Raw genomic sequence first — 16,892 nt, 5'->3', positions numbered from 1 at the left:
AGGGAGCGGTTGCGATGCGACTACGAAAGACAGTGATGGTGTGGCTGCTGACGCTGGCCGGCTTGTATGGCGGGGCAGCGGCAGCAAGCGGGCAATGCGCGGCGCCCGATGAACACTGCCCGTTCGTAGCCAGCTTGCTGGCGCAGCGCGAAGGATATGGCGCCAAAGCCACGGGCGGTCTGGGCGGCAAGTTCATCGAGGTGACTTCGGACCAGGACGCCGGACCCGGTACGCTGCGCGCCGCGCTGGCACAGGCGCGCAAGGGACCGGCGTGGATACGCTTCGCGTCCGACATGACGATCGTGCTGAAGTCGCAGTTGCGCGTGCCGTCCAACACGACCATTGACGGCCGCGGCAAGCGTGTCGCCCTGATCGACGACGGCCTGGGCGTGTACGGCGCGAAGAACGTCATCCTGACGCATCTGACAATCGACGGGCGGCTCACGCGGCTTACGCAGGCCGTGAATGTGGCCAACGACAGCCGCGATGTGTGGGTCGACCACATGGACCTGTCGCAGATGTCGGACCGCCTGCTGAACGTGAAGAACGGCTCGACCGACGTGACGATCTCGTGGACGAAGTTCCACAACTCGAACAAGGTCATGCTGCTGAACAACATCACGTCCAAGAATCTCTTCCAGAACTACGAGCGCGATTCGATTGCGCGCGTGACGCTGCATCACAACTATTTCTTCAACACCGTGCAGCGCAATCCGCGCGCGCAGTTCGGCACCTTCCACCTGTTCAATAACCTGCTCGAAAACTGGGACTTCTACGGCATGAGTTTCAGCCTGGAGGCCAAGGCGCTGGTCGAAGGCAACATCTTCAACAACGACGCACAGCGCAAGTGCGTCGAGCCCGAGTTCTACCCCACGGTGGAAGGCATCAACGTCAACTACTGCCGCTACATCCCGATTGCGCCGGCACGCAGCGCACTGGACAACGGCGACTCCGATCGCGGCGCCTATGAAAAGCGCAAGGCGGATCACGGCTACACCCGCGATTTCAAGGCCTTTCTGCGGTTGAAGGACAACCTGTATCTGGGCGATGCCAAGCCGGTGCTCAAGGACTATCGCCCCGAGTCGGCGCCGACGCCGCCTTACTGCTACGGCTACGAGAAAGCGACGCCCGAGCTGGCCGAGAAGATTCGCAAATTTGCCGGTAATGCGTCGGGCGATACGCCCTTGCCGGCAACGCGCACCGGCGCGGGTTGCCCGGGCTGAGGTATGCTCGTCCACGCGTTGATTTCGGAGTTTTCTGATTGTGCGCATTTCTACAAGAAATCAGGATTTCTTGCGTGATTTCATCAGGTGAGGAACCATGTCCGACATCGTCGTATTCGTTCGTAACAAAGCACGCTTTGGCGACCAGATCGTGGCGTTTCCTGCGCTGTACCAGGTCAAGAAACTGTGGCCGGACAAGCGTGTCCGCGTTGTCTCGCGGTTTGACGTGGAGGCCTTCTATACGCAGCTGCCATGGGTGGATCAGTTCGTCCGCGCAGAAGCATTCGGCGATCAGGTCAAGGCGCTGCCCCCACGCGCCAGCGCGTCGTTGACGCTGCATCATTCCAGCGAGCGCTTTGCGCTCATCAACCTGCTGCGCCGGCCCAAGTTGCGGCTGGGCTTCAGCAACCGCCGGCTCGGCGATTGCGTCTGGACGCACTCCCATGCCAAGGACATCCGCGAATACATCGGCCTGGCAAACCTGCGGTTGCTGGCCACGCTGCAGGAACACGATCCCGAAGCGATTGCGCGCCAGTGCTTCGTCGAAATCGGCCGACCCTGTGCGGGCAAGGTGCAGCCGGCAGACATCGTCCTGATTCCGGGCGGCGGCGCCGGGCAGTTCAAGCGGTGGTCGCTGGATCATTATGTTGCGCTGGCCGACCTGCTGCAGGCGCGGCTGGGCGGCACCGCCAATTTCACGTTTGTCCTGGGTCCGGCCGAAGCGGCCGAGCGCCAGCGCCTGAAAGACATGAATCGGCCGGACTTCCGCCTGGAGTGCTCCCGCTCCGTGGCCGAGCTGGTCGCACTGATGCAGGACGCCCGACTGATCGTCTCCAACGACTGCGGCCCTTCGCATATCGCGCAGGGGCTTTGCGTGCCCTACGTGGGCGTGTTCAACGAATCGAATCCCGAATGGTTCTGGGCGCGCGATTACACCCGCGACGTCGTGCCGGAAGCAGGATCGAAAGCGATCAATTCGATTCATCCGGGGCGCGTGTTCGAGGCGTGCATGGCGGTGCTGGCCCGATAGCAGTCTCACGCGGCCCGCCAATGAAAAACAGCCACCCGATCCGGGTGGCTGTTGTCTTTCGGCGTTCAGGGTGAGCGGGTCACCCCGGATGACTTGTCATCACACCCCGATCGGACCGCCGTCGGCACGGCGGATCACCACCGTCGACGAACGCGGGCGGACGACGCCCGTGGTGGCGGTGGTCGCATCTTCCGTGTCGTAGGCCGGCCAGTTCACCGGGTGCTGGATGTTCAGGAAGATGCTGGTGTAGTCCGGCGTGAAGGCAAAGCCCGTGACTTCGGCTTCGTTCGGGCCGACAAAGAAGCGGCGCAGGTCGGCCTGGTTGGTCGCGTTGATGGCGGGGCCCGTGCCGGTGCTGTCGGCCAGCGCGCCGGGAATCACGGCCAGCATCTGGTCGTTGGTCGCCTTGGCCACGTTGTTGTTGCGGCCGCCGTCGATGCCGTTGTCGGTTTGGATCCACAGGATGCCGCGCGGGTCGATGCCGATGCCGTCCGGGCTGGCCAGCTGGTTCAGCGTGGTCAGGCCGGAACGGTTGGTGTCGGCGTCGGCGCCGGCGTCGGAGCCAAACACGAAGATGTCCCACTTGAACTTGGTCGAGCCCGGCTCGTCGTGCCAGCGCACGATGTGACCGTTGACGTTGTTCAGGCGCGGATTGGCCGGGTTGGTGCCGCGGCTGGCGTTGCGGCTGGAGTTGTTCGTCAGCGTCAGGTAGATGTCGCCGTTGGTCGGGTGCGTGGCCGTCCATTCCGGGCGGTCCATCGGCGTGGCGCCGACGAAGTCCGCGGCGCCGCGGGTGTTGATGATGATGTTTTCGAGGCTGCCGAACTCATCGGCCAGCGTGCGGCCGCCGGCGCCCACGGTCGTGCCGGTGAGCGCGATCCATTGGCCCGTGCCATCGGCGTCAAAGCGCGCGACGTACAGCGTGCCCTTGTCCAGGTACTTCGCGCCCACCGCGAGACGATCGGTGCGCTCGGCGTCCTTCGGATCCCACACGGCTTCCGACACGAAGCGATAGATGTATTCAAAGCGCGAATCGTCGCCGCTGTAGAAGGCGAGCGGCTTGCCGGCTTCGGGCAGGCCGTAGGCGCAGCCTTCGTGCGCGAAGCGGCCGAGCGCGGTGCGCTTGGTGGCAATGCTGTTCTCGTTGTAGGGATCGATTTCGACCAGGTAGCCGAAGCCGTTGACCTCGTTGCGATAGTCCTGCGTGAAGTCGGCGCCGGTCTCGGTGATGTTGAAGCGCGCGAATTCGCCCTGGACTTCCAGCGGGTCGTTGGCGCCCGTTTCCCATTCGTAGCGGCCCTTGTCGTTCGGCACGCCGACGCGCTGCTGGTGCGCGGGACGCGTGCCGGTGTTCACGAAGCACGCGGCCCAGTTTTCTTCGGCCGTGATGTACGTGCCCCACGGGGTGTAGCCGTTGCCGCAGTTGTTGTTGGTGCCGCGCACCATCGTGCCGTTGGGCGAGTACGGGGTCTTGACCCAGTCCGTGCCGCCGACGGGGCCGGCCAGTTTCATCGGCGTGGCCGACGTGAAGCGGCGGTTGTAGCGCGAGTTGTGAACGATGGTCCAGCGGCCGTTCTCCAGGCGAACGTGCAGGATTGCGACGCCGTGCGCGTTGATTTCCTTGCGGATTTCCTCGATGGGGCGCTTGCCGGCGACGGTGGTCGCGCCGTTCGGGTGCAGCGCCTTCTGGTCGATGTATTCGTGGTTGACCGCCAGCAGGCCCTCGGTGGAGCTGCCGTTGATCGGGAAGAAGTGCATGCCGTCGTGGTGCATGCCGGTGGAGTTCAGCAAGTCAGTCGAGCTGTTGTTGCCGTTGCGGTCCCACGGATTCGCGTTGTCGTTGAACGGCGTGCCCCACGGTGCAAACACATGGGCGATGTAGCCGGCCGGCACGACACAGGCGTCGGTCATGGAGGTGGGCAGCGACTCGAAGCCCAGCTTGACCGGGGCCGGCGCCGGAGGCGTCTCCGTGCCGGGCTGTTCCGGCGCGGGGTTCTGGCCACCGTTGCCGGCATCGTCGTCATCGTCGTCGCTGCCATTACAGCCGGCAAGACCGAGGCTGGTCATCGTCGCGAACGCAGCGGCGATACCGCCGCGCATCACCATGCGGCGGGACATGTTCTTTTCGAGAATCTCGCTGAACGGGGTGCTCTTGCTGGGATTGCGGACGGTCTTGTCGGAGATGGACTTGCTCATTTGAACTCCTGGCTTTGGGTCTGATGCCCGATGGGGACGAGCAATACTAGAAGTCCGAAATGAAAGGTTAATGACAGATGACTGAAACCTGTTGCGCCTGCGCCATCTTGTCCAAAACAAAAGGCTGACGCCGCGTGCGCGAGCGTCAGCCTGTGGCTGCAAGGGGCGGGCGTGCTTACCGGTTTTCGTCGTCCATCGTCAGCGCGCCGTCCTTCATGATGCCTTGCGCGATTTCCTCGGCGGACTTGCCCGCAAAGCCATGCTCGCCTGCGGTGATGCGCAGGCTATCGCCGTCCAGCGGGCTCATCAGCGTGGCCGAGGACAGCAGAATGCCGTTTGCGCGGAACTGCACGCGCTGGCCCACGCGTTCGCGCGTGAAATCCGCCAGCGTCTTGACGCTGTCAGGCTTGAGCTTGATGTCGACGACGCGCGCGTTCGTGTGCGGATCGGCGCCGGGCGTGACCTGCTCGACCTGCAGGGTGACGGACTCGGCGTGGGCGGCGAAGGGCAGGGCGGCGGCGAGCGCCGCGGCCAGTGCGCTGGCCAGAACAGGATGTCGCATTGATGGCATGGGGACGCTCCTTCTGATGGACGACGCTCCATCCTATACGGATCGTGGCAGACGGGGATGACCGTCTGATATATTCCTGACGAAATTTTGCCGGCGTGCGCCACGCTGGCGCCGGTGAGGAGTGACCATGATTGCACGCGCCACCTGTCTGTTGTCCATCGCCCTGCTGGCCGGTACCGCGCAGGCCGGCTCCGCGCCTGCATCGCTGTCGTGCATATCAGAGAGCGGCAAGGTGGCGTTGAAGGGCGACATTCCTTCGCCGTCTTCCGAAGAACTGGCGCTGACGCTGACCTATGCGACGGCCACGCTGTCGTTCACGTCGGATGAGGCGCCCGGTTATGTCGTCGCCAATTTCCCGCAGTCGGTGTTCACGCTGATCGCGCCGACGGATGGACAGGCGCTGACGCTGTACGCGTTACCGTCCACCGTGGCCGTGAAAAAGACGGCTGATGGCGACATGGCCGGCACGTTCCAGGCCCGGCTGCTGGGTCCGCGTCCCGGCGGCAAGGCGGCCAGCGGTTATCCGGCGCCGCTGCAAGCCACGTTGAACTGCGACTACCGGTATTCGCTGTAAACCGCGCGCCGGCGTCATCAACCCTTCCTCGTTTTGCGTGAAGCTGCCGGATTTGACGGGCGGGATGCCGCGCGCCCACAATCGGCCGAACGACCACCCGCAGGCGGATCTTCGATTTCCGCCGCCACCATCCCGGAGGAACATCCCATGGCAGACGCTGACCCCAAAACCCAGACACCAACCCAGGCGGAAACCCAGGCGCTGTTCGACCAAGGTCTGGAACTGCGCCGTGAAGTGCTCGGCGCCGACTATGTGGATGGCTCGATCGCGCGCGCCAACGATTTTATGATGGCGTTCCAGCACATTACGACCGAATGGTGCTGGGGCTACACCTGGGGCCGCCCCGGGCTCGAGAAGAAGACGCGCAGCATGCTCAACCTTGCCATGCTGACGGCGCTGAACCGGCCCGCCGAGATCAAGCTGCACGTCAAGGGTGCGCTGAACAACGGTGTGACGGTCGAGGAAATCAAGGAGATCCTGCTGCAGGCCACGGTCTATTGCGGCATTCCCGCGGGCCTGGACGCTTTCAAGGTGGCCAACCAGGTGCTGGAAGAGGAAGGCGCGTTCAAGGCGCAGCAGGGATGACTCGCCCCGGCACTGGGCCGGCGCGCCCTTGAAGCTGGGGAAAAACTGAAAGCGGCGGGAAGAACGGCGGATTTCACGCGGTTCTTTCCTGCTTGCCCGCATCGGGAGCGGGCTATGATGACTTGTAATCCGATGTGTTACAACTACAAAAATTTTGAAATAAACGGCACATGTTTCGCTGCGGGCTTGCGCGCACGGCGAGACTGCGTCTGACATCACGCGTTTGCGCCTTGGGCGCTGACGCATTTTCCGGCATAGTTTGTGACGGCAAGGCCCGGCCGGGTTCCGTCGCGATAGCAGTATGGCTACACAAACGCAGTTTCCCGCTCCCACGCGCGTGATCGCTGCCTTCGACTTCGACGGCACGCTCACTCAGCGCGACACATTCATTCCCTTCCTGGCCCATCTGTCGTGGGTCGGCTTGCTGGCGGCGTTCGTGCGGACCGCGCCGGCGCTGACGGCGTTCGCGCTGCGTCTACGCAGCAACGAAGACGCCAAACAGTCGCTCTGCCGCGCCGCGCTGCGCGGGCGCTCGCGCACCGAGCTGGCCCGCATCGCCCGCGCGTGGGTGCACACCATTCCGCTGCGGCCCGCGCTCATCGAGCGGCTGCGCTGGCACCAGCAGCGCGGCGACCGCTGCGTGCTGGTCAGCGCCTCGCCCGACATCTACCTCGACGACGTGGCCCGCTACCTCGGGTTCGACGACCTCATCTGCACGCGCATGGCGGTCGATGCGCAGGGCCGTCTGACCGGCGACTTTGACGGACACAACTGCTGGGGCCCTGAAAAGTTGCGGCGCCTGACCGAGCGCTACGGCGGTCCGGACCAATATGAACTGCACGCCTACGGCGACAGCCGCGGCGACCAGTGGCTCATCGACGCGGCCCAACATGCCTGGTACCGCGGGCAGGCGGTCAAACCATGAGGTCGCTGATTTCCCTGCTGCGTCCGCAGCAATGGCTGAAAAACGGCTTCGTGCTGATCGGCCTGATTTTCAGCCACGGATGGACGAACCCCGCGCTGGTGTTTGCCGTGGGCGTGGGCTTTGTCGCGTTCTGCCTCGCGTCCAGCGCGGTCTATGTCCTGAACGACTATCACGACCGCGCCGCCGATGCGGCGCATCCCAAGAAGCGGCTGCGCGCCATTGCCAGCGGACGGGTCGGCCTGCCCGCCGCCCGCGCGCTGATCGTCGTGCTGTTTGGCTCGGCGCTCGGCCTGCCGCTCGTGTGCGGGCTCTGGCCCGTGGCGCTGGCCGTGGCCGGCTATCTGACCCTGAACATTGCATACACCCTGAGCCTCAAGCACAAGGTGCTGGTCGATGTGTTCTGTATTGCTGCGGGCTTCATGATCCGCCTGGCTTGCGGCACCTTTGCGGTGGGCATCATCCCGTCGCGCTGGATGCTGCTGTGCAGTTTCATGCTGACCCTGTTCCTGGGTTTTGCCAAACGGCGTGCCGAGATCGCGTCGGCGCCTCTCGATGCCCCGGCATCGCAAGGCAGCACGCGCACCGTGCTGCGCCACTATTCGCCGCAGCTGCTGGACATCCTGGTGGGCATCACCGCCAGCACGACGCTGCTGGCGTATGGCCTCTATACGGTGGACGACATCACCGCCGCGTTGCACGGCACGCAGCATCTGATCGTCACGCTGCCCATCGTCACCTTCGGCGTCTTCCGGTATATCTACTTGCTGTACAAGGGCGGATCGGGCGAAGAGCCGGGCCGCGATCTGCTCGCCGACAACCAGATCCGCCTTGCGGTGCTGGCCTGGGTGGCGGTGGTGGTTTTGCTGGTAAGGACGTAGACATGGCATATCTTTGGCTGATCCTCAGCGGGGCCTGCAGCGTGGTGGCCAGCGTGGCGCTCAAGGCGGCGGGGTCCGCCGCAGCCCACGGACCCACGCCATCCTTGCTGACGCAGGCGCTGCCCTATGCGGGCGCCATCGGCGCGTACGGCCTGGGCTTTGGTTTCTACGCGCTGGCGCTGCGCCAGCTCGATCTGACGCTGGCGTATCCGCTGATGGTGGCTTGCGCGATCGCGGGCGTGTTCGTCTACGGCCTGCTGTCCGGCACGGAGACCATCACGGCCATGCGGATGGCGGGCGCGGCGTTCATCGCCGTCGGCGTCTTCCTGGTCTCGAAGTAGGCGCAGCCATGCAACGCCTGTTTCAAAGCGCGTGGTATCGCGGGTTCCTGCTGTGCTGCGCCTACGTCGTCGTGGCGGCCGCTGTGATGAACGGGTTCTACACCAAGTGGCGGCTCAACGACGGCCATGCGGCGCTCGGGCTGTCGCAGATGGTCGAGGGCACGGCCCACCGTCCGTATGTGTATCGGCAGTTCGTGCCCGCGCTGGCCAACGGCATCCAGGCGTTGCTGCCGCCGGCCACCGTGGCGCGCCTGTCCGAGCGTCTGGCCGAACCTCGGCGCGTGAACAGCCGTTCGGGTCTGGCGATGCGCTATCCGGCGTCCGAGGCCCTGCTGCCGGCGGTCACCTTGCGCTACCACCTCGTCTACTACCTGACGTTTGCCGCGCTGTTGGCTTCGCTGTTCGTCATGCGCCGCGTGGCGCAGCAGGCGGGGGCGGGTGCGGTGGCCGCGACGGCAGCGCCTGCGGTCCTGGCGATGATGGTGCCGTTCTTTTTGACCGAGGGCGGCTACTTCTACGATTTCGTCGAACTGCTGTTCATCATGAGCGCCGTGCTGCTGGCGCTGGGCGCGTCGCGCCAGACGCCGGTCCGGCTTTGCGCGCTGGCGGCGCTGGCGGGGCTGGCGACGTGGAACAAGGAAGCCTTCTTCTTTTTCACGCCCGCCCTGTACCCGCTCTTGCGGCGCAACCTGCCGCGCCTGCCGGCGGCGGGCGTCGTGACGGTGCTGCTGCTGGTGAGCGGTTGCGTCTATCTGGCGCTGCGCATGCGTTACGCGGGCAATCCCGGCTCCACCGTGGATTTCCAGCTGTGGGACAACCTGCGCTACTACGTTGACCCCCGTAACTGGCTGCTTACCGAGAACACCTATGGCGTTCTGCTGCCGCGCGGCTTCAGTCTCTTCAGCATCCTGGCGTTCGCGGGCATCGCCATCAATGGCTGGCCGCGGCTGCCAGATGCCCTGCGCGGGCACGCGAAGCTGGCGCTGGCCATCAACGTGCCGCTGTTCCTGTTGTTTTGTTCGCCCGGCGAAATGCGCAATCTGAGCATGCTGTATCCGGCGCTGCTGTGCCTGCTGGCGCTGGCGCTGGCAAAGTGGCTGGGGCCGCAGACCGCGCCCCAACCGGCCGTCTCCCTGGAAGTCCGATGATCCGTTTTTTCAATAGCGTGGGCTACCGCCGATTCCTGTTGGCGATGCTCTATGTCATGGTCGCCGCGGCGGCCTTCAATGGGTTCTATACCAAGTGGCGCCTGAACGACGGGCACGGCCCGCATTCGCTGGCGTCCATGGTCGACGGCACCGCGTACCGGCCTTACGTGTACCGCCAGTTCGCGCCGGCCATCGCCAATGGCATTCAAGACCTGATGCCGGCCGCGACCGTCGAGCGACTGTCCGAGCGGCTGACCGACCCGCGCCGTGTGAACAGCCGGTCAGGACTGGCCATGCGTTTTCCCGCGTCGGAAGCGATGCAGGCGCCTGTGACGCTGCGCTATCACATCGTCTATTACCTGACCTTCCTGGCGCTGCTCGGCTCGCTGTTCGCCATGCGGTCGGTGTGCCTGCGGGCGGGCGCCAGCGCAGCCGCCGCCACCGCGGCGCCGCTCGTCATTGCGTTGCTGCTGCCGTTCTTTCTGACCGAAGGCGGCTTCTTCTACGACTTCTTCGAAGTGCTGTTCATGGCATGCGCGATTCTGCTTGCCTGGCGCATCCCGGTCGAACGCCCCGTGCGCGCGGCCGGGCGGCTGGGCCTGCTGGCCGTTGTTGCCGCAATGGCCACCTGGAACAAGGAGGCGTTCTTCTTCTATGTCGTCACGCTGTATCCCATTCTTCGGCTCAGCCTGCCGCGCCTCAAGGCTGCAACCGTCGTGGCGGGGCTCGTGTTCGTCTGCGGCTGCGTGTATCTGGCGCTGCGCGTGCGCTACGCCGGCAATCCGGGCGGTGCGGTGAGTTTTCAGCCGGGCGCGAATTTCTTCTACTTCCTGGACCCCGGCAACTGGTTCCGCACCGAAAGCACCTACGGCGTCGCGCTGCCCAAAGGGCTGAGCGCCGTGATGGTGTTGATGATCGCGGGCGTGGCCGTCACCGGCTGGCGCCTGCTGCCCGCGCCGTTCCGGTTGCACGTGCTGATGGCGCTGGCGGTCAATGTGCCGCTCTTTCTGCTGTTCGCCGCCGAGGGCGAGGCGCGCAACTTGAGCATGCTGTATCCATCGCTGCTGGTGCTGATGGCAATGGCCTTGACGGCCTGGATGAACACCGCCGCGCCGACCGCGGCGGGCGTTGATCGCGCGCAAGCGTAATCGGCGGTGCGCGGGTTTACCCCATACCCGCTCATCGCCAAAATTTGTATGATGACCCGATAACTTCTATTCAAGAGACATCGTCGTCATGCCTGCTTCGCCGCGTCTGCTGTTCGTTGCCCGTCCCTGCCGCCCGGGGACATTCCATGACTGAAGAAGCCCGCATCCGCGAAGAAATCTGCACCATCGGCGCAAGCCTCTATGCGCGCGGCTATACCGTCGGCGCGGCCGGAAACATCAGCGCCCGGCTGGACGAAGGATGGCTCATCACACCCACCGACGCCTGCCTGGGCCGGCTGGATCCCGCCGAGCTGGCCAAGGTCGATCTGGACGGCAACTGGGTCGCCGGCGGCAAGCCATCCAAGACCTTGCTGCTGCATCAGGGCATCTACCGCGCCAGCCCGGATTCCCGTGGCATCGTGCATACGCACTCCACCCATCTGGTCGCGCTGACGCTCGCGGGCGTGTGGCGTCCGGACGAGGTATTGCCGCCGATCACGCCCTATCAAGTCATGAAGGTGGGTCGCATCCCGTTGATCGGCTATCGCCGTCCGGGCGATCCGCAGGCGGCAGCCGAAGTCGCCGCCGTGGCGGGGCAGGTGCGCGGCGCCTTGTTCGAGCGGCTGGGCCCGGTGGTCTGGGAAAAGTCGGTGTCCCACGCGTCGTTTGCGCTCGAGGAACTGGAAGAAACCGCCCGCCTGTGGCTGATGACTCAGCCGCGTCCCGAGCCGCTGACGGACGAGGCCATCGAGACCCTGCGCGCCACGTTCGGCGCCCGCTACTGATCCGCTTTTTCGTACAAAGCCTGCCGGCCGCGACAGCGCGGATCAAGGCGGCGCATTCTTGATGGAGACTGGTAATGCCCCCGATGGAACTGGCGTCCCACGCCGCGCCTGCGGCTTCGTCGCCGCCCGAGTCCCGCGAAACCGCTCGCGCGTATGCCAAGGTGTTCTGGCGGCTGGTGCCGTTCCTGATGCTTTGCTATGTCATCGCCTACCTGGACCGCGTCAACGTCGGCTTCGCCAAGCTGCAGATGTCGCAGGACCTGGGCTTCAGTGAAACCGTTTTTGGTCTGGGCGCCGGCGTTTTCTTCATTGGCTACTTCCTGTTCGAAGTGCCCAGCAATCTGCTGATGCACCGGCTGGGGGCGCGCATCTGGATCGCGCGCATCATGATCACCTGGGGCATTCTGTCGGGCATGTTCATGTTCGTCGAAACCCCGACGGGCTTCTACATCCTGCGCTTCCTGTTGGGGCTGGCCGAAGCCGGGTTCTATCCCGGCGTGATCCTGTACCTGACCTACTGGTACCCGGCCCACCGCCGCGCAAAGATCATCGCGCTGTTCATGTCGGCCATCCCCGTGGCGGGCATCTTCGGCAATCCGCTGTCCGGCTGGATCATGGAGGCCTTTCATGGCATGCACGGCTTGCAGGGCTGGCAATGGATGTTCCTGATCGAGGCCGTGCCGGCGCTGGTGATCGGCGTGGTCACGGTGATGTATCTGGACAATGGCATCGCCAGCGCCAAATGGCTGAGCGACGACGAAAAGAAGCTGCTGACGCGCGAGATCGAGCAGGACCAGAAGGAGACAGGCACGCAGAAGCATTCGCTGCGCGCGGTGTTCGCCGACAAGCGCGTGTGGTGGATGTGCCTGATCTACTTTGCCTTCGTCGCCGGCCAGTATGGCTTGACGTTCTGGATGCCCACGCTGATCAAGTCCACGGGCGTGACGGGGGCGTTCAACATCGGCCTGCTCAGCGCCATCCCCTTCCTGTGCGCCATCGTCGTGATGAACCTGCTGGGCCATTCCGCGGACCGCCGGCGCGAGCGCCGCTGGCACCTGATCGTGCCGGCGCTGGCGGGCGCCGTAGGCTTCTCGGCGGCGGCTTCTTTCGCCGACAACACCGTGGTGTCGCTGGTGTTCCTGTCCATGGCGGCCGCGGGCGTGCTGACCTGCGCACCGCTGTTCTGGTCGCTGCCGACCGCGTTTCTGTCCGGCACGGCCGCGGCCGCCGGCATCGCCATCGTCAACTCCGTGGGCAACCTGGCCGGCTTTGCCAGCCCCTACATGATCGGCTACCTGAAGGACCTGACCAGTTCCACTGCGTCCGGCATGTACGTGCTGGCGGGCGTGCTCGTCATTGGCGCCATCGCGGTCTGGTTCACGCCGGCCAAGCTGGTCAACCGCTAGCGCGGCGTCCGCAATCACCTCAGCATCAAAGGAACCGACATGCCGCGCCTGGCCGCAAACCTCAGCATGATGTACACGGAACATCCCTTCCTGGAGCGCTTCGCCGCCGCGGCGCATGACGGGTTCACGGGGGTGGAATTCCTGTTTCCCTACGATTTCACGGCGGCCGAGATCCGATCGCGCCTGGATGCGCACGGCCTGACGCAGGCCCTGTTCAATGCGCCGCCGGGTGACTGGGCGGCGGGTGAGCGCGGCATCGCATCGCTGCCCGGACGCGAAGACGAGTTCAAGCGCGGACTGGACCAGGCGCTGGAATACGCCGCGGTGCTGGGCAACCGCCATCTGCACGTGATGGCAGGCCTGATCCGTCCCGACCAGGATCACGCGGCGCACCGGGATGTCTACGTCAGGAACCTGGCGCTTGCCGCGCGCACGGCCGCCACCGCTGGCGTGACCGTGGTGATCGAACCCATCAACACGCGCGATATTCCCGGCTTTTTCCTGAACCGGCAGGACGACGCGCAGGCCATTCGTCACGACGTGGGCGCGGACAACCTGAAGGTGCAGTTCGACATCTACCACTGCCAGATCGTCGAAGGCGACATCGCCGTGAAGCTCGAACGCGATATGCCCGGCATTGGCCACATCCAGATTGCGGGCGTGCCAGACCGTCACGAACCCGATCTGGGTGAACTGAACTACCCGTACCTGTTCCAGCGTATCGACGCGTTGGGCTATCAAGGCTGGATCGGCTGCGAATACCGCCCGCGCGCCGGAACGTCCGAAGGCCTGGGCTGGGCCCAACCCTATCTCACCCATCGTTGAGCATTCCATCATGAAGATACTGATCACCGGCGGCGCCGGATTCCTGGGCCAGCGGCTGGCGCGCAAACTGCTCGAGCGCGGCACGCTGTCGCTGGAAGGCGGCAAGCCCCAGACCATCACGCAAATCGATCTGCTGGACGTCGTGAAGGCGGATCTGCAGGACCCGCGCGTACGGTCGCTGGAGGGCGACATTGCCGACCCGGCGGTGCTGCGGCAAGCCATCGATACCGAGACGCGCGCCATTTTTCATCTGGCCGCCATTGTCAGCGGACAGGCGGAGGCGGACTTCGACCTGGGCATGCGCATCAATCTGGACGCCTCGCGCGCGTTGCTGGAAACCTGCCGCGCGCTGGGCCACAAGCCTCGCGTCATTTTCACCAGCTCCGTGGCGGTGTATGGCGGCAATCTGCCCGACACGGTGCGCGACGACACCGCGCTCAATCCGCAATCGTCCTACGGCACGCAGAAGGCCATCGCCGAACTGCTGCTGGCCGACTACACGCGGCGCGGGTTCGTTGATGGCCGTGTGCTGCGCCTGCCGACCATCAGCGTGCGTCCCGGCCGCCCGAACGCCGCGGCGTCGTCGTTCGCCAGCGGCATCATCCGCGAACCCCTGAATGGCGAACCAGCCGTGTGCCCGGTTGGCGCGGACACGCGGCTGTGGCTGCTGTCGCCGCGTGGCGCGATCGCTGCCTTGATCGCGGGCTGCGAGCTGGATGCCGACGCGATGGCGGACCGGACGCCGATCAACCTGCCTGGCGTGTCAGTCACGGCGGCCGAGATGGCGCAGGCCTTGCGCGAGGTCGCGGGCGACGAGGTTGCCGACCGCATCAGCTGGCAGGCGGACGCGCGTGTCGAGCGCATCGTCGGCAGTTGGCCGGGGCGTTGGGACACGTCGCGCGCCGCCCGCCTGGGCCTGACGGGCGATGGCAGTTTTGCCGACATCGTCCGCGCCTACATGGCCGACGACCTGAAGCGTTGAGTCGCCGCCTTTCCCTTTTGCATCCCGCTTCCGGACAACGAACGACATGAGCAATTCCACACAAACACCGCGCCGCGTTGGCGTCATCGGCCTGGGCGCGATGGGCGCAGGCATTGCCCAGAGCCTGCGCCGCGCCGGGCACGCGGTCCACGTGTACGACATTCGCGCCGACGCCGCGGCGGCCTTCGCGGCGCAGGGCGGCGTGGCGTGCGCCAGCCTGGCGGACATGGCGCAGGCCTGCGAGATCGTGGTCAGCGTGGTCGTCAACGCGCCGCAGACCGAGTCGGTGCTGTTCGGCGACGGCGGCCTTGCCGCGGCGCTGCGGCCCGGGTCGGTATTCGTCATGTGCTCTACCGTGGACCCCAACTGGTCCGTGGCATTGGAAGGGCGCCTGGCCGAGCAGGGCATCCTGTATCTGGACGCGCCCATCTCCGGCGGCGCGGCCAAGGCGGCCGCCGGCCAGATGACCATGATGACCGCCGGCAGCGCGGCCGCGTACGAGGCTTGCGGGTCAGTGCTGGAATCGATGGCGGGAAAGGTCTATCGGCTGGGCGACCGCGCGGGCGCGGGAAGCAAGGTCAAGATCATCAACCAGTTGCTGGCCGGCGTGCACATCGCGGCCGCTGCCGAGGCCATGGCGCTGGGCCTGCGCGAAGGCGTGGACGCCGATGCGTTGTACGAGGTCATCACGCACAGCGCGGGCAACAGCTGGATGTTCGAGAACCGCATGCCCCACGTGCTGGCGGGCGACTACACGCCGTTGTCCGCAGTGGACATCTTCGTGAAGGACCTGGGGCTGGTGCTGGATACCGCAAGACATACCCGGTTCCCGCTGCCGCTCGCGTCCACCGCGCACCAGATGTTCATGCAGGCGTCGTCGGCCGGCCATGGCCGGGAAGACGACAGCGCGGTGATCAAGATTTTCCCGGGCATTTCCCTGCCGGAGGCCAAATGACGATCAAGCTGGGCTGCATCGCCGACGATTTCACGGGCGCCACCGATCTGGCAAACAATCTGGTCCGCGCGGGCATGCGCACGGTGCAGACCATCGGTACGCCGGGCGAGCCGCTGCGGGACGACGCGGACGCTGTGGTGGTCGCGTTGAAGACCCGCACGCTGCCGCCCGACGAGGCCATCGCGCAATCGCTCGCAGCGCTGCAGTGGCTGCGTGCGCAAGGGGCCGAACAGATCTACTTCAAGTACTGCTCCACGTTCGACAGCACAACGCAGGGCAATATCGGGCCGGTCACGGATGCGCTGATGACGAACCTGGATACCGCTTTCACCATCGCGACGCCGGCGTTTCCCGACAACAAGCGCACCGTGTTCAAGGGTTATCTGTTCGCGGGCGACGTGCTGCTCAACGAATCCGGCATGCAGCATCACCCGCTCACGCCGATGACCGACCCCAACCTCGTGCGGGTGCTGGCGGCGCAAACGTCGCGCAAGGTGGGCTTGATCGATTACAGCGTGGTCGCGCGCGGCACCGCCGCCATTCGTGAACGCATCCAGGAACTGATGTCGCAGGGCATCGAGATCGCCATCGTCGACGCCGTATCCAACGACGACCTGCTGGCACTGGGCCCGGCGCTGCACGGCATGCCGCTGGTGACGGCCGGTTCCGGTGTGGCCATCGGATTGCCCGGCAACTGGGGGCTGTCGGCCACGGGTTCCGCCGGCGTGGTGCGCGCACAAGGCTTGCAGGCCGTCGTGGCGGGCAGTTGCTCCGCCGCGACGAATGCGCAGGTGGCGGCCTTCATTGAAAGCGGCCGGCCCGCGCTGGCGCTGGATCCCATGAAGCTGGCCGCCGGCGAGGACGTGGCGGGGCAGGCGCTGGCCTGGGCCGAGCCGCGCATGCAGGACGGCCCGGTGCTCATCTATTCCACGGCGCAACCTGACGCCGTCAGGCAAACCCAGGGCGCGCTGGGCGCGAGCCAGGCGGGCGCCATGATCGAAGCGGCAATCGCGCGCATCGCAGCCGGATTGGTGGAGCGCGGTGTGCGGCAATTGATCGTGGCCGGCGGCGAGACCTCGGGCGCGGTGGTGCAGGCGCTGGGCTTGGAGCAGATCACGATCGGCGACCAGATCGATCCGGGCGTGCCGTGGTGCGCCGGTTATGCGCCGGTTGCGCAGGCCGACATCAGCATCGCGCTGAAGTCCGGCAACTTCGGCAGCCGGGATTTTTTCACGAAGGCGTTTCGCTAGCGGCCTGTGCAGGCCGGGGCGGTGCGGTCCGGGGCGGTGCAGTCCGCGGCGGTGTAGTCCGGTACAGCGC

Annotated in this window: 17 protein-coding genes; 15 read left to right on the top strand and 2 right to left on the bottom strand. The window is 65.6% G+C overall.

The features are described 5' to 3' along the window. The first annotated feature begins 14 nt into the window (after window positions 1-14). Both AB3147_RS26280 and AB3147_RS26275 read left to right on the top strand, forming a co-directional pair. Window positions 15-1,223, top strand: coding sequence for a pectate lyase family protein (locus tag AB3147_RS26280; RefSeq protein WP_367353387.1), 1,209 nt, complete (start codon window positions 15-17; stop codon window positions 1,221-1,223). Window positions 1,224-1,320: 97 nt separating this feature from the next. Then, window positions 1,321-2,253: a glycosyltransferase family 9 protein gene (locus tag AB3147_RS26275; RefSeq protein WP_367353386.1), complete on the top strand. Its 933-nt coding sequence runs from the start codon at window positions 1,321-1,323 to the stop codon at window positions 2,251-2,253. 99 nt (window positions 2,254-2,352) lie between these two features. Here AB3147_RS26275 and AB3147_RS26270 read toward each other — a convergent pair whose 3' ends face one another. Together AB3147_RS26270 and AB3147_RS26265 are read right to left on the bottom strand one after the other, a co-directional pair. Then, entirely contained in the window at window positions 2,353-4,449 is a 2,097-nt protein-coding gene (locus tag AB3147_RS26270) for a PhoX family protein (protein WP_218342634.1), read from the bottom strand. A 175-nt stretch (window positions 4,450-4,624) separates the two neighbouring features. Further along, on the bottom strand, window positions 4,625-5,020 hold the full coding sequence (locus AB3147_RS26265) for a SecDF P1 head subdomain-containing protein (RefSeq protein WP_343738564.1): 396 nt from the start codon (window positions 5,018-5,020) through the stop codon (window positions 4,625-4,627). Window positions 5,021-5,147: 127 nt separating this feature from the next. On the opposite strand from AB3147_RS26265, the gene AB3147_RS26260 reads away from it, so the two are divergent. The 13 genes from AB3147_RS26260 to otnK all read left to right on the top strand — a co-directional run bounded on the left by AB3147_RS26260 (window position 5,148) and on the right by otnK (window position 16,822). Beyond that, window positions 5,148-5,594 (top strand): hypothetical protein, encoded by a 447-nt coding sequence (locus AB3147_RS26260; protein WP_367353385.1) that lies wholly within the window; start codon window positions 5,148-5,150, stop codon window positions 5,592-5,594. 147 nt (window positions 5,595-5,741) lie between these two features. After that, window positions 5,742-6,179 (top strand): carboxymuconolactone decarboxylase family protein, encoded by a 438-nt coding sequence (locus AB3147_RS26255; protein WP_175139497.1) that lies wholly within the window; start codon window positions 5,742-5,744, stop codon window positions 6,177-6,179. 301 nt (window positions 6,180-6,480) lie between these two features. After that, a complete protein-coding gene (locus AB3147_RS26250) occupies window positions 6,481-7,104 on the top strand; it encodes an HAD family hydrolase (protein WP_175122110.1) in 624 nt (207 codons plus the stop codon). Next, window positions 7,101-7,982, top strand: a complete 882-nt coding sequence (locus AB3147_RS26245; RefSeq protein ID WP_367353384.1) for a decaprenyl-phosphate phosphoribosyltransferase — start codon at window positions 7,101-7,103, stop codon at window positions 7,980-7,982. Before AB3147_RS26250 ends, AB3147_RS26245 begins: the two co-directional genes overlap by 4 nt. Before the next feature lie 2 nt (window positions 7,983-7,984). Beyond that, on the top strand, window positions 7,985-8,323 hold the full coding sequence (locus tag AB3147_RS26240; RefSeq protein ID WP_175122112.1) for a DMT family transporter: 339 nt from the start codon (window positions 7,985-7,987) through the stop codon (window positions 8,321-8,323). A gap of 8 nt (window positions 8,324-8,331) precedes the next feature. Beyond that, window positions 8,332-9,471, top strand: coding sequence for a hypothetical protein (locus AB3147_RS26235; RefSeq protein WP_239214857.1), 1,140 nt, complete (start codon window positions 8,332-8,334; stop codon window positions 9,469-9,471). Beyond that, window positions 9,468-10,619: a hypothetical protein gene (locus AB3147_RS26230; RefSeq protein ID WP_175122114.1), complete on the top strand. Its 1,152-nt coding sequence runs from the start codon at window positions 9,468-9,470 to the stop codon at window positions 10,617-10,619. Before AB3147_RS26235 ends, AB3147_RS26230 begins: the two co-directional genes overlap by 4 nt. A gap of 146 nt (window positions 10,620-10,765) precedes the next feature. Next, window positions 10,766-11,404 (top strand): 3-oxo-tetronate 4-phosphate decarboxylase, encoded by a 639-nt coding sequence (gene otnC, locus AB3147_RS26225; RefSeq protein ID WP_367353383.1) that lies wholly within the window; start codon window positions 10,766-10,768, stop codon window positions 11,402-11,404. An 83-nt stretch (window positions 11,405-11,487) separates the two neighbouring features. Next, complete coding sequence (locus AB3147_RS26220) at window positions 11,488-12,810, top strand: MFS transporter (protein WP_370633006.1); 1,323 nt, start codon at window positions 11,488-11,490, stop codon at window positions 12,808-12,810. Window positions 12,811-12,849: 39 nt separating this feature from the next. Further along, window positions 12,850-13,635 (top strand): 2-oxo-tetronate isomerase, encoded by a 786-nt coding sequence (otnI, locus tag AB3147_RS26215; RefSeq protein ID WP_367353382.1) that lies wholly within the window; start codon window positions 12,850-12,852, stop codon window positions 13,633-13,635. A 10-nt stretch (window positions 13,636-13,645) separates the two neighbouring features. Next, window positions 13,646-14,617, top strand: coding sequence for a D-erythronate dehydrogenase (denD, locus tag AB3147_RS26210; protein WP_367353381.1), 972 nt, complete (start codon window positions 13,646-13,648; stop codon window positions 14,615-14,617). 46 nt (window positions 14,618-14,663) lie between these two features. Next, entirely contained in the window at window positions 14,664-15,572 is a 909-nt protein-coding gene (ltnD, locus tag AB3147_RS26205; RefSeq protein WP_367353380.1) for an L-threonate dehydrogenase, read from the top strand. Continuing rightward, window positions 15,569-16,822: a 3-oxo-tetronate kinase gene (gene otnK, locus AB3147_RS26200; protein WP_367353379.1), complete on the top strand. Its 1,254-nt coding sequence runs from the start codon at window positions 15,569-15,571 to the stop codon at window positions 16,820-16,822. The genes ltnD and otnK overlap by 4 nt, the downstream gene beginning before the upstream one ends. Window positions 16,823-16,892 lie beyond the last annotated feature (70 nt).

The organism is Achromobacter animicus, from assembly GCF_040775605.1.
GTDB lineage: Bacteria > Pseudomonadota > Gammaproteobacteria > Burkholderiales > Burkholderiaceae_B > Achromobacter > Achromobacter animicus.
The sequence above is the reverse complement of the archived record's forward strand: the minus strand, read 5'-3'. Positions and strand labels throughout refer to the sequence as shown.

Bases quoted from the DNA above. Each gene is read 5' to 3' on its own strand.
- AB3147_RS26280 (WP_367353387.1), top strand. From the start codon at position 15: ATGCGACTACGAAAGACAGTGATGGTGTGGCTGCTGACGCTGGCCGGC.
- ltnD (WP_367353380.1), top strand. From the start codon at position 14,664: ATGAGCAATTCCACACAAACACCGCGCCGCGTTGGCGTCATCGGCCTG.
- AB3147_RS26240 (WP_175122112.1), top strand. From the start codon at position 7,985: ATGGCATATCTTTGGCTGATCCTCAGCGGGGCCTGCAGCGTGGTGGCC.
- AB3147_RS26260 (WP_367353385.1), top strand. From the start codon at position 5,148: ATGATTGCACGCGCCACCTGTCTGTTGTCCATCGCCCTGCTGGCCGGT.
- AB3147_RS26220 (WP_370633006.1), top strand. From the start codon at position 11,488: ATGGAACTGGCGTCCCACGCCGCGCCTGCGGCTTCGTCGCCGCCCGAG.
- AB3147_RS26230 (WP_175122114.1), top strand. From the start codon at position 9,468: ATGATCCGTTTTTTCAATAGCGTGGGCTACCGCCGATTCCTGTTGGCG.
- AB3147_RS26245 (WP_367353384.1), top strand. From the start codon at position 7,101: ATGAGGTCGCTGATTTCCCTGCTGCGTCCGCAGCAATGGCTGAAAAAC.
- AB3147_RS26255 (WP_175139497.1), top strand. From the start codon at position 5,742: ATGGCAGACGCTGACCCCAAAACCCAGACACCAACCCAGGCGGAAACC.
- AB3147_RS26270 (WP_218342634.1), bottom strand. From the start codon at position 4,449: ATGAGCAAGTCCATCTCCGACAAGACCGTCCGCAATCCCAGCAAGAGC.
- AB3147_RS26235 (WP_239214857.1), top strand. From the start codon at position 8,332: ATGCAACGCCTGTTTCAAAGCGCGTGGTATCGCGGGTTCCTGCTGTGC.
- AB3147_RS26250 (WP_175122110.1), top strand. From the start codon at position 6,481: ATGGCTACACAAACGCAGTTTCCCGCTCCCACGCGCGTGATCGCTGCC.
- AB3147_RS26275 (WP_367353386.1), top strand. From the start codon at position 1,321: ATGTCCGACATCGTCGTATTCGTTCGTAACAAAGCACGCTTTGGCGAC.
- denD (WP_367353381.1), top strand. From the start codon at position 13,646: ATGAAGATACTGATCACCGGCGGCGCCGGATTCCTGGGCCAGCGGCTG.
- otnC (WP_367353383.1), top strand. From the start codon at position 10,766: ATGACTGAAGAAGCCCGCATCCGCGAAGAAATCTGCACCATCGGCGCA.
- otnK (WP_367353379.1), top strand. From the start codon at position 15,569: ATGACGATCAAGCTGGGCTGCATCGCCGACGATTTCACGGGCGCCACC.
- otnI (WP_367353382.1), top strand. From the start codon at position 12,850: ATGCCGCGCCTGGCCGCAAACCTCAGCATGATGTACACGGAACATCCC.
- AB3147_RS26265 (WP_343738564.1), bottom strand. From the start codon at position 5,020: ATGCCATCAATGCGACATCCTGTTCTGGCCAGCGCACTGGCCGCGGCG.